The sequence below is a fragment of the Streptomonospora mangrovi genome, assembly GCF_027604915.1.
Taxonomy (GTDB): Bacteria; Actinomycetota; Actinomycetes; order Streptosporangiales; family Streptosporangiaceae; genus Streptomonospora; species Streptomonospora mangrovi.
Map to the genome: position 1 here is coordinate 1 of NZ_JAJAQC010000070.1, position 12,831 is coordinate 12,831.

The 12,831-nt window shown below is 79.5% G+C and carries 3 protein-coding genes; all 3 read right to left on the minus strand.

What is annotated here, in order from left to right; all coding sequences use genetic code 11:
- On the minus strand, window positions 1-6,864 hold a 6,864-nt coding region (locus tag LG943_RS25575), incomplete at its 3' end, for a type I polyketide synthase (protein WP_270074934.1).
- A gap of 37 nt (window positions 6,865-6,901) precedes the next feature.
- On the minus strand, window positions 6,902-12,082 hold the full coding sequence (locus LG943_RS25580; RefSeq protein ID WP_270074935.1) for a type I polyketide synthase: 5,181 nt from the start codon (window positions 12,080-12,082) through the stop codon (window positions 6,902-6,904).
- Between the two features lie 14 nt (window positions 12,083-12,096).
- Window positions 12,097-12,831, minus strand: a 735-nt coding sequence (locus LG943_RS25585; protein WP_270074936.1) for an acyl carrier protein, incomplete at its 5' end; no start/stop codon positions are given.

Here is a 12,831-nt window from a genome sequence, read left to right on the forward strand (position 1 = left end):
GGCCGCCTCGGCGGGTCCGGCGGGCTCGGCGCCCTGGGCGGCGCCGCGCCGGGGCGGGCGGACCAGCGCGCGAAACAGCGGCGGCACGGTGCCGGCGCGCCGCGCCGCCGCGCGCAGCCCGGCGGTGTCCACCGGCAGGGCCAGCAGGTGGGGGGCGCCGGAGGCCAAAGCGGTGTCCAGCGCCTCCAGTGCGCGCTCGGTGGACAGCGGCCCGGCCACACCCAGGCGGCGCATGCGCGCCAGGTCGGCGGCGGTGAGGCCGGCGGTCAGTTCGCTGCGCGCGGCCCACAGGCCCCACGCGATCGAGGTGGCGGGCAGGCCGAGGGCGTGGCGGTGCTCGGCGAGGGCGTCGAGGTAGGCGTTGGCGGCGGCGTAGCCGGCCTGGCCGGGCGGCCCGAGGACGGCGGCGGCCGAGGAGTAGAGCACGAACGCGGCCAGGCCCCGGTCGCGGGTGAGGGTGTGCAGGTTCCAGGCGGCGCGCGCCTTGGCGTCGAGCACGCGGTCGAGGCGCTCGGGGGTGAGGTCGGCGACCACGGAGTCGGCCAGGGCGCCGGCGGCGTGCACCACGGCGGTCAGGGGGCGGTCGGCGGGGATCTCGGCGAGCAGGGCGGCGAGCGCGTCGGCGTCGGCGGCGTCGCAGGCGCGCACCTGGACCTCGGCGCCCAGGTCGGCCAGCTCGGCGGCCAGGCGGCCGGCGCCGGGCGCCCGGTCGCCGCGCCGGCCGGCCAGCACGAGGCGGCGCACCCCGTGGCGGCGCACCAGGTGGTGCGCGGTGAGGGCGCCGAGGCGGCCGGTGCCGCCGGTGATGAGGACGGTGCCGCGCGGGTGGAGCGGCGCCGGGGGCCGCAGCACGAGCTTGCCGGTGCTGCGGCCCTGCTGGAGGCGGCGGAACGCGTCGTGGGCGCGGTGCAGCGGCCAGGCGGCGGCGGGCAGGTGGGGCAGCGCGCCGGAGTCGAGCAGGGCGACGACCTCGGCGAGCGCGGCCTGGAGGCGTTCGGGGGCCAGGGCGTCGATCCGGAAGGCGCGGTAGGCGGTGCCGGGGTGGGCGGCGGCGACGTCCTCGGGGCGGCGCACGTCGGTGGCGCCGATCTCGATGAAGCGGCCGCCGGGGGCGAGCAGGCCCAGGGAGGCGTCGACGTGTGCGCCGGTGAAGGCGTTGAGGACGACGTCGAGGCCGGCGCCGCCGGCGGCCGCGAAGCGGTCGGCGTAGTCGAGGGTGCGGGAGTCGGCGATGCGGTCCTCGGCGATCCCGGCGGCGCGCAGCAGGGGCCACTTGGCGTGGCTTGCGGTGCCGTAGACCTCGGCGCCGAGGTGGCGGGCGAGGTGGACGGCGGCGAGGCCGACCCCGCCGGCGGCGGCGTGCACCAGCACCTTCTCGCCGGGGCGGACGGCGGCGAGGTCGACGAGGGCGTGGTAGGCGGTGAGGTAGGCCACGGGCGCGGCGGCGGCCCGCACGTCGGTCCAGGCGGCGGGCACGCGGGCCAGGAGGCGGCGGTCGGCCACGCCGTGGGTGCCGAAGGAGCCGTGCATGATGCCGGCCACCCGGTCGCCGGGGAGGAGGTCGGTGACACCGGGGCCGGTCTCGGTGACGACGCCGGCGCACTCGGCGCCGAAGTCGTGGCGGCGGGGGAAGACGCCGAGGGTGGTCATCACGTCGCGGAAGTTGAGCCCGGCGGCGCGCACCGACACCCGCACCTCGCCGTGGCGCAGGGGCCGGCTCGCGGCGGGGTTGGCCACCGCGCGCAGCCGCGTGGTGCCGTCGCCGCGCGGCTCCACCCGCCAGGGCGCCGCGCCGTGGGGCGGCAGCAGCCGGTCCCCGGCGGCGGCGTCCACCATCCGGGGCGCGAGCAGCCGCCCGCCGCGCACGGCGACCCCGGGTTCGCCGGAGGCGAGGGCGGCCGGCAGCGGGACCGGTCCGGGCGGGGCGTCCGAGGTGTCCGCCGGCAGCGGGACCGGTCCGGGCGGGGCGTCCGAGGTGTCCGCCGGCAGGTCCACCAGCGCGAACCGCCCGGGATGCTCGCTCTGCGCCGCCCGCACCAGCCCCCACACGGCGGCCCCGGCCAGGTCGAGCCGCCCGCCGGCGGTTTCGGAATGCTCGGAACCGGTGGGGACCGCGCCCTCCCGCATGGCGGTGGGCCACGTCAGCGCCCCGCTCGGTGCGGGCTCAAGGTCCCCGGGTGTCGGGGCGGCCGCGCGGGTGAGGACGGCGAGGGTGGAGTCGGCGAACCGCTCGTCGGCGAGCCAGTCGCGCACCACGGCGGTGGTGCGGTGCAGGACCGCGCGCACGGCCTCCGCGTCCACGGCGGGCGCGGCGGGCGCGAGCAGCACGGTGCGCGGCACCGGTCGGCCGCCGTCAACGGCGGCGCGGAGCGCGGCGAGGTCGGGGAAGCGCTCGATCTCGGGGTCCAGGCCGTCGAGCGCGGTGTCGGGGCCGACGCACGCGCACTCCCGGGCGGGCAGCGGCTCGGGGACGGCGACGGGCACCCAGTCCACGCGCAGCAGCGCACCGCTGAGCCCGGCCGCGCCGCCGCCCGGCGACTCCGCGAGGGGACGGGAGGTCAGCGACTCCACGGTGACGACCGGCGCCCCGTCCGGGTCGGTCGCCTCCACGCGCACCGCGCCGTCACCGGCCGGCGACAGCCGCACCCGCAGGGCGACCGCGTCGGCGGCGTGCAGGCGCACCCCCTCCCACGCGAACGGCATCCGCACCGCCGGCCGCGCCGGACCCGGTGCCGCCCCCGAGGCGTCCTCCTCGGCCGGAACCGGGGTCGCGCCGGTCCCTGCCGAAGCGGGTTCCGCGCTGCTGGTCGCAGGGAAGCCGGCCGGACCGGCGTCCTCCCCCGGCACGCGCACCGCCGGTTCGCGGGCCGTGTCGGGCGCACGCCCGGCTCCGCCGTCCGCGCCGGTGTCCTCGGCCAGCAGCAGGGGGTGGAGGGCGGCGTCGAGGAGGGCGGGGTGGAGGGCGAAGCCGGGGGCCTCGGGGCGGCGGTCGGCGGGCAGGGCCACCTCGGCGTAGAGGTCGGCGCCGTGGCGCCAGGCCGCGCGCAGCCCTCGGAAGGCGGGGCCGTAGCGGTAGCCGCGCCGGGCGAGGCGGTCGTAGCAGTCGGCCAGCGGCAGCGGAACGGCTCCCTCCGGCGGCCGGGTCGCGGCGGGGGCCGGCCCCTCCCCCTCCCTCCCCTCCTGCGGTGCCTCGGGGGCGAGCACGCCTTCGGCGTGCAGGGTCCACTCCCCTTCACCGGCGCCCACGTCAGCGGCGCGCGGCCGGCTGTGGATGCGCACCGGCCGGTGCCCGTCCTCGTCCGGCGCCGCCACGCCGACCTGGATCTGGAGGCGGCCGCGCTCGGGCAGCCGCACGGGCGCGAGCAGGGCCAGTTCGCGCACGTGCGGGCAGTCGGCGCGGTCGCCCGCGTGCAGTGCGAGGTCGGCCAGGGCGGTGCCCGGCAGCAGGGCCGCGCCCTCCACGGCGTGGTCGGCCAGCCAGGGCAGCCGGTGCGGGGCGACCTCGCCGGTCAGCAGGAGCGCGCCGGTGGCCGCGTCGGTGACGGCGGCGCCCAGCAGCGGGTGCGGTTCGGTGTCGAGCCCGGCGGCGGCCGCCGCGTCCGCGTCCGCCGGCCGCTCCGCCCAGAAGCGGCTGTGCTGGAAGGCGTAGGTGGGCAGGTGCACGGTGCCCGCCGGGCGGCCGGAGTACACGGCCCGCCACGACGGCGCGGCGCCGTGGACGTGGGCGTCGGCCAGGGCGGCGGTGAAGGCGGCGGGGCCGCCCTCGCCCCGGCGCAGGGTGCCCACCACCCGGGCCGCCGCGTCCTCACGGCCGGCGGCCTCCAGGGTGCGCGCCAGGGCGGTGCGCAGGACAGGGTGCGGGCTGATCTCCACGAACACGGCGCGGCCGAGGTCGGCGGCGGCGCGCACGGCCGCCTCGAACAAAACCGGGCGGCGCAGGTTGGCGTACCAGTACTCGGGACCGAGGCAGGTTCCGTCGACGGCCGCGCCCTCCACCGTGGAGAGGAACGGGACCTCGGCCGGGCGCGGGCTGATCCCGGCGAAGGCGTCCAGCAGCGGGCGGCGCACCGGCTCGACGTGGGGTGAGTGGGAGGCGAACGCGGAGCCGACCTCGCGGGTGTCCACGCCCTCGGCGGCGCAGGCCGCCGCCAGCTCGGCGAGGGCGGGCCGGTCTCCGGCGACCACCACGGCTTCGGGGCTGTTGACGGCGGCCACGGTGAGCCGCCGGCCCCAGGGGCGCAGGCGCGCGGCGGCGTCGGCGTGGGGCAGGGCGACGACGAGCAGCCCGGTGGTGGGGGTGAGCGGGGCGCACAGGCGGCTGCGGGCGGCGACGATCCGGGCGGCGTCCTCCAGGGTGAGGGCGCCGGCGACGTGGGCGGCGGCGATCTCGCCCTGGGAGTGCCCGATCACCGCGTCGGGGCGCACCCCGCAGGAGCGCCAGAGTTCGGCCAGGGCCACCATCACCGCGAACAGGACCGGCTGGAGGACCTCCACCCGGTCCAGGGCGGGCGCGCCGGGAGCGCCGCGCAGCACGTCGCCCAGCGGCCAGTCCAGGTGGGGGGCCAGCGCGCGCTCGCAGGCCGCGACCGCATCAGCGAAGACGGGGGAGGAGTCGAGAAGGCCCGTTGCCATCCCGGCCCACTGCGCGCCCTGGCCGGGGAAGACGAACACGGTGGCGGCGGACTCGCGCGAGGGCGGGGCCGTGCCCCGCAGCACGGCGGGGTGCGGCGCGCCGTCGGCGAGGGCGCTCAGGCCGGGGCGGTGGTCGCCGTGGGCGTCGGGCAGTACGGCCGCCCGGTGCTCGAAGTGGGTGCGGGTGGTGGCCAGCGAGAACCCCACGTCGTGCGGGGAAAGGTCGGGCCGGGCGGCCAGGTGCGCCAGCAGCCGCCGCGCCTGCTCCGCCAGCGCCGCCTCCGACCTGCCCGACAGCGGCCACGGCGCCACGGGCGCGCCCGCCCCGAAGGCGGGAGGGCGGCCAAGCGCGCGGTGGGGCACGGGTTCGCCGGAAGACTCGGCGGCGGGCGCGTCCGCACCGGCGTCCTCGGCCCGCGAGGCGGCCGGACCCCGCCGGGGCAGCGGCGCACCGCCCAGGGCGGCGGGATCGGGGGCCGGGAGGGACGGCTGGGCGCCGTTCCCCCGAGCGTGGACGGCCGCCCGCTCAGCGGCCGAGGACGCCCGTCGCCCCTGGCGGGTGAGCGTCACGGGGTTATCGGGCACATGTCCGGCGGTCCCGACGACTGCGCCGGGGCGGGCCGCCGCGCGTGTGTCCGCGTGTCGGCGCTCGACTGCTTCGGCGTGGGGCACCGCTGCGTCATGCGGCCGATGGCGCGGCCCCGGCTCCGGCGCTCCGGCGTCGCGGCCCGCCCCGGTGGAATCCGGCGCGGCCGCGCCCGCCGGCCAGCGGCTCGACGTGGGCAGAAGGCGCGCGGGCGCCTGCGTCTCGTCAGCGGAGCCGAAGTCGTAGCCGTGACCGGCGGGGGGCTGCTCCAGGATGAGGTGGGCGTTGGTGCCGCTGATACCGAACGACGACACCGCCCCGATCCGCAGGCCCTCACCGGCCCGCCACCTGCGGGGGCCGTCCGTGGCCAACTCCAGGCCCAGGGCGTTCCAGTCGATCAACTGGGAACCGCCCTCAGGTGATCCCGCGAGGGGCGGTATGACGCCTCGGCCGACGATTCCGACCAGGTTGACCAGCCCCGCAACCCCGGCCGCCGCCTGGGCGTGGGCGATGTTGGCCTTCACCGACCCCACCACAACCCCACCGGCCCGCCCGTAGACAGCGCCCAGCGCACCGGCCTCCACCGGGTCGCCCAGCACCGTCCCCGTCCCGTGGCCCTCCACCACACCCACGACCGAGGCGTCCAGCCCGGCATCGGCCAAGGCCGCACGCAGCACCGCCTCCTGCGCGCTGCCCGAAGGCGCCGCCAACCCGTTACTGGCACCGTCGGAGTTCACCGCGCTGCCCCGCACCACCCCCCACACGCACCGCCCCCGCTCCAAAGCGTCACTCAGGCGCTCCAGCACCACGATCCCCGCACCCTCACCGAACCCCGTACCGTTAGCCCCCGCCCCATAGGACCGGCACCGCCCGTCCGGCGACAGACCCCCCTGGCGCGAGAACTCCACGAAAACGCCCGGCGACCCCATCACCGTCACCCCGCCGGCCAGCGCCAGATCGCACTCCCCCCGCCGCAGCGCCATCACCGCCTCGTGCACCGCCACCAGCGACGACGAACACGCCGTGTCCAGCGTCACCGCCGCCCCGCCCAGCCCCAGCACATAGGCGACCCGCCCCGACAGCACGCTCGCCGCCGTCCCGGTGACCACATAGCCCTCGGTCTCGCGGGGTGCGCGGACCGCGTCGGGCATGTAGCCGCCGCCCGTCGCGCCGACGTAGGTCGCGGTGCGGCTGCCCCGCAGGCTCCCCGGCTCGATCCCCGCCCGCTCCAGCGCCTCCCACACCGTCTCCAGCACCACCCGCTGCTGCGGATCCATCGCCAGCGCCTCACGCGGACTCACCCCGAAGAACCCCGCGTCGAACCCGGCGGCTTCCTCCAGGAACGCGCCCCGGCGGGTGGAACTGGTGCCCGGCCGGACGCCCTCGGGGTCGTACAGCCCCTCGACGTCCCACCCCCGGTCGGCGGGGAACTCCGACGTCGCGTCGCCCCCGGCCGCGACGAACTCCCACAGCGGCTCGGGCGCGGTGATCCCCCCGGGGAAGCGGCACCCGATCCCCACGATCGCGATCGGCTCGCGGGCGGCGGCCTCGGCCGCGCGCAGCCGGCGCCGGGACTCGCGCAGGTCGGCGGTGACCCGCTTGAGGTAGTCGAACAGCTTGCGCTCGGTGGTGCTCGGCTCGGTCATCAGGGGACCCCATAACTGCGCGGACGGCGGCGTGCGGTCAGGTGCGGCGGTCGTCGAGTTCGTCGTCTATCAGGGCGAACACCTCGTCGGGCGTGGCGTCCTCCAGCGAGATGTCGGCGGCGGCCCGCGCGGGCGGGTCGGGCTCGCAGGCCCGCAGCAGGGCGCGCAGCCGCTCGGGCACCTTCGAGGCGCGCAGCGCGCCGGGGTCCAGGGCCGGCAGCAGCGCCTCCAGGGCGGTGAGTTCGGCGGCGCCGGGGTGGGCTCCGGCGCCGGGGGCGGGGTCTTCGCCGGGGCCGGCGCCCGCAGCGCGCAGGCCGGCGCGCAGGTGGGCGGCGACCGCCGCCACGGTGGGGTGGTCGAAGGCCAGCGACACCGGCAGCGCCAGCCCGGTGGCGGCGCCGAGGCGGTTGCGCAGCTCCACGGCCATCACCGAGTCCAGGCCGAGGTCGCTGAAGGACCGCGCCTCGTCCACGGCCTCGGCGGCGGCGTGGCCGAGCACCGCTGCGGCGTGCTCGCGCACCAGGGCGCGGGTGAGGCGCTCGCGCTCGGGTGGGGATGCTGCGGCCAGGCGGCGCCGCAGGTCGGCGACCGGGTCGGTACCGGCCGGGGGCGCCGAGCCGACGGCGTCGTGCGCGGCGCGGCGCGCCTCGGGCAGGTCGTCCAGCAGGGTGGTGGGCCGGGCGGCGGTGAAGGCGGTGGTGAACCGCCGCCAGTCCACGTCGGCGACCGCGAACGCGGGCTCGGCGGTCCTGCCGAAGGCGCGGCCGAGGGCGGCGGTGGCGGTCTCCACCGGCATACCGGGCAGGCCGTGGCGGCGCAGCAGGGCGGCGACCCCGCCGCGCTCGGCCAGCCCCGCCCCCGCCGACCACGCGCCCCAGGCGACGGACGCGGCGCACAGCCCGCCGGCGCGGCGGTGGCGGGCGAGCGCGTCGAGGTAGGCGTTGGCGGGCGCGTAGTTGCCCTGCCCGGCCACCCCGAGCGTGCCCGCCACCGAGGAGAACAGCACGAACGCCGACAGGTCGGCCTCGGCGGTCAGGTCGTGCAGGTGCCAGGCGCCGGCGGCCTTGGCCGCCAGCGCGGCGGCGATGCGCGGCCGGTCGAGGTCGGCGAGGGGGGCGTCGTCCAGCGCGGCGGCGGTGTGCACGACGGCGCGCAGCGGGTCGGCGGCGGGGATGCCGGCCAGCAGCCGGGCGAGGTCGGCGCGGTCGGCGACGTCGCAGGCGGCGAGGGTGACGCGGGCGCCCAGCCCGGTCAGCTCGGCGGCGAGGCCGGCGGCCCCGGGCGCGGCGGCGCCCCGGCGCCCGGCCAGCAGCAGGTGCAGCCCGGTCGGGCCGGTGCGGGCCAGCCAGCGGGCGGTGTGGGCGCCCAGCGCGCCGGTGCCGCCGGTGACCAGCACGGTGCCCGGCGGGATCGTGGGCCGGTGCGCGCCGGCCGGGTCGGCGGGTGCGGCGGATTGGGCCGGGGCGCGCACCAGGCGGCGGGCGTGCAGGCCGCGGGGACGCACCGCCAACTGGTCCTCGCCGCCGGGGGCGGTGAGGGCGCGCGCCAGCAGCGCGGCGGTGCGGCGGTCGGGGCGGGGCGGCAGGTCGACCAGGCCGCCCCACAGCGCCGGGTGCTCCTGGGCGGCGACCCGGCCCAGGCCCCACACCAGCGCCTGGGCGGGGGTGCGCAGCGGGTCGCCGGGGCCGGTGGAGACCGCGCCCTCGGTGGCACACCACAGCGGGGCAACTGTTCCGGCCTCCTCGGCGGCGCGCAGGAGGGCGGCGAGCGCGGCGGGGCCGCCGGCGTCGGGCGCGGTGGGCGAGGAGGCGGGGCCGGGCCAGGTGAGCAGGCACAGCACCCCGGCGAGGCGGCCGGCGCCGGCCGCGCCGGCACCACCGACTCCGCCGTCCGTGCCGATCGCGCCCGCTGCGGCGGCGCGCAGGAGCGCGGCCAGGGCGGCGGGGTCGCCCAGCGGGTCGGCCTCGGCCACGGCGGTGGCGGCGCCGGCGGCGGCGAGCGCGTCGGCCCACGCGCGGGCGCCCGGCGCGGCTCCGGGGGGCAGCAGCACCAGCCAGGTGCCGGCGGGGGCGGGCGCGGGCGCGTCGGGCAGGGCGCGCCAGTGCTCGCGGTAGCACAAAGCGTCCACGGCGGCGCGCTCGCGCTGGTCGCGGTGCCAGCGGGCGAGGCCGGGCAGGACGGCGCGCAGGAGGTCGGGCTCGGCGCCGAGGGCGGCGGCGAGGGTGCCGGCGTCGCCGTCGTGCACGGCCGCCCAGAACCGGGCCTCGGCGGGCGCGGGGGCGGGTGCGGCGGTGCCCGCGTCGCCGCCGGCGCGGGCGGGGGGTGCGGGCGGCAGCCAGTAGCGGGTGCGCTGGAAGGCGTAGGTGGGCAGGTCGACCGGTTCGCCGGGGCGGCCGGCGTGGGCGGCGGCCCAGTCGACGGCGGCGCCGTGGCAGTGGGCTTCGGCGAGCGCGGCCGCGAAGCGCGGCCATCCGCCGTCGTCGCGGCGCAGCGAGCCCACGGCGACGGGCCGCCGGGGTCCCGCCGCGCCGCTGCGGGGGCCGGCTCCGGCACCGGGGCCGGGCGCCTCGGCCTCGGCGGCGAGGTGCTCGGCGGTCTCCTCGACGGCCGTGGTGAGCACCGGGTGCGGGCTCATCTCGATGAACAGGCCGTGGTCGGCGGCCGCCAGCGCGCGCACGGCCGGGCCGAAGGCGACCGTCTCGCGCAGGTTGGCGTACCAGTACTCGGCGCCGAGGTCGGCCGCGCCGAGGACGCCGCCGGTGACCGTGGAGTGGACGGGGGTGCGGGGGCGGCGCGGCGTGATGCCGTCGATGGCGCCGAGGAGGTCGGCGCGCAGCGGCTCGACGGCGGCGGAGTGGGAGGCGTAGTCGACGGGGATGCGGCGGGCGCGCAGGCCGGCGCCGGCGCAGTGGTCGAGGAGCCGGTCCAGCGCGGCGGGCGGCCCCGAGACCACGGTGGCGGCGGGGCTGTTGACGGCGGCGACCGCCAGCGGTTCGCCGAGGTCGGCGATGAGCGCGCGGACGCGGTCGGCCGGCAGCGGGACCTGGGCCATCCCGCCGCTGCCGGAGAGGTGGCGCAGGGCGCGGCTGCGGGCGGCGACGATGTGGGCGGCGTCGTCGAGGGTGAGGGCGCCGGCGACGTGGGCGGCGGCGATCTCGCCCTGGGAGTGCCCGATCACCGCGTCGGGGCGCACCCCGCAGGAGCGCCAGAGTTCGGCCAGGGCCACCATCACCGCGAACAGGGCCGGTTGGACGATGTCGGCGCGGTCGAGGGCGGGGGCGGCGGGGTCGCCGCGCAGCACGTCGGCCAGCGGCCAGTCCAGGTGGGGGGCCAGCGCGCGCTCGCAGGCCGCGACCGCCTCGGCGAACACCGGGGAGGCGTCCAGCAGCCCGGCGGCCATCCCGGCCCACTGCGCGCCCTGGCCGGGGAAGACGAACACGGTCTTGCCGGGCGCGTCGGCGCGGCCGCGCACCAGCGTCGGCGCGGGTCGGCCCTCGGCGAGAGCTTGCAGACCGGGGCGGTGGTCGCCGTGGGCGTCGGGCAGTACGGCGGCCCGGTGCTCGAAGTGGGTGCGGGTGGTGGCCAGCGAGAACCCGACATCGTGCGGGGACAGGTCGGGCCGGGCGGCCAGGTGCGCCAGCAGCCGCCGCGCCTGCTCCGCCAGCGCCGCCTCCGAACGCGCGGAAACCGGCCACGGCACCAGGTCGGACACGGGTCCGGGGCCGCGTTCGGTTCCGGCGGGCGCGGCGGCGGTGCCCGAGCGCGGGTGCGGCACGGCGCGGGGGTCGGCGCGGGCGGCGGGTACGGCCGGCTGGGCCGGGTCGGCGAACGCGCGGGGTTGGCGGGCGTCGCGCGGCGGCTGCTCCAGGATGAGGTGGGCGTTGGTACCGCTGATACCGAACGACGACACCGCCCCGATCCGCAGGCCCTCACCGGCCCGCCACCTACGCGGGCCGCCGGTGGCCACGTCCAGGCCGAGGCGGTCCCACTCCACCAGCGGGGACACGCCCTCGGCGGCGCCCACGGCGGCGGGGATCACGCCTCGGCCGACGATTCCGACCAGGTTCACCAGCCCCGCAACCCCGGCCGCCGCCTGGGCGTGGGCGATGTTGGCCTTCACCGACCCCACCACAACGCCGCCCGCGCGCCCGTAGACCGCGCCCAGCGCACCGGCCTCCACCGGGTCGCCCAGCACCGTCCCCGTGCCGTGGCCCTCCACCACGCCCACCGCCGAGGCGTCCACCCCGGCATCCGCCAACGCCGCGCGCAGCACCGCCTCCTGCGCCTGGCCCGAGGGCGCCGCCAACCCGTTACTGGCACCGTCGGAGTTCACCGCGCTGCCCCGCACCACCCCCCACACGCACCGACCCCGCTCCAAAGCGTCACTCAACCGCTCAAGGACGACGATCCCCGCACCCTCACCGAACCCCGTACCGTTAGCCCCCGCCCCATACGAGCGGCACCGCCCGTCCGGCGACAACCCGCCCTGCCGCGCAAACTCCACGAACACCCCGGGCGAGCCCATCACCGTCACCCCTCCGGCCAGCGCCAGATCGCACTCCCCCCGCCGCAGCGCCATCACCGCCTCGTGCACCGCCACCAGCGACGACGAACACGCCGTGTCCAGCGTCACCGCCGCCCCGCCCAGCCCCAGCACATAGGCGACCCGCCCGGCGATGACGCTGCTCAGCGTGCCGGTCATGGTGTAGCCGGCGGTCTCCTCGGCCGCCTCGTGCATCCGGGGGCCGTACTCCTGGTGGATCGCCCCGACGTAGGTGGCGGTGCGGCTGCCCCGCAGGCTCCCCGGCTCGATCCCCGCCCGCTCCAGCGCCTCCCACACCGTCTCCAGCACCACCCGCTGCTGCGGATCCATCGCCAGCGCCTCACGCGGACTCACCCCGAAGAACCCCGCGTCGAACCCGGCGGCTTCCTCCAGGAACGCGCCCCGGCCCACCGCGTCCCAGCCCCGGTCCGCCGGGAACTCCGAGGTGCCGTCGCCGCCCGCCTCCACCAGCGCCCACAGCTCCTCGGGCGATCCCACCCCGCCGGGGAACCGGCACCCGATCCCGACGACGGCGACCGGCTCGCTGCGCGACTCGCTGAGCCGCCGGTTGCGCTCCTTGAGCCGCTCGTTCTCCTTGAGCGTGGACCGCAGGGCGGACACGATCCGGTCGGTGTCGTGCGGGCGCGCGTTGGGACCGGGGCGGGGAGTGGTCATGGCGGTCTCCGTGGTCAGGGGGCGTCGGGGTGGTCGTCGGGGTCGCCGAGCGCGAGGTCCACGAGGTCCGCCACGCTCATCGCGTCGATCGCGGCGGCGCCCTCCCCCGGCGGCGGGGGCGGGGCGGGCTCCTCGGCGCGGACGAGGTCGCGCACCAGGGCCGGCAGGCCGGCCTCGCGCAGCCGGTGCAGGGGGATTCCGGCGAGCGCGCGCAGCAGCTCGGCGCGCTCGGGCTCCTCCGCCGCCTGCGGTGCCGGTGCGGTGTCCTCTGCCGGGGGCGCGGCGGCGCGCAGGTCGGGGTCGCGCTCCAGCCGCGCGGCCAGCGCGTCGGGGGTGGGGTGGTCGAACAGGACGGTCGCCGGCAGCCGCAGGCCGGTGGCCGCGTTGAGGCGGTTGCGCAGCTCGACCGCCGTCAGCGAGTCGATCCCGGCCTCGGTGAGCGGGCGGCCGGGCGTGAGCGCGGTGGGTGATGCGTGGCCGAGCACGACGGCGGCGTGGCCGCGCACCAGGTCGAGCAGCACCGCGCGGCGGTCCTCGGCGGGCAGGCCGGACAGCCGCCGCGCCAAAGCCTGGGGACCGGTGCCGGTGGCGGCGGTCGGGCCGGCGGCGCGGTCCCGCGCGCCCGCGTCGGCCGTCTCCCCCGGCGCCCGCGCGGCGGCGGGGCGCCCCGGGGCGGCGCCGCGCCGCTGCCCGCCCCGGTCGGGGGCGCACAGGCGGGCGGGCAGCAGCAGCGGGCGGTCCAGCGCGAG

Coding starts and splice junctions, on each gene's coding strand:
- LG943_RS25580 (WP_270074935.1), bottom strand. CDS start 12,082: ATGACCACTCCCCGCCCCGGTCCCAACGCGCGCCCGCACGACACCGAC.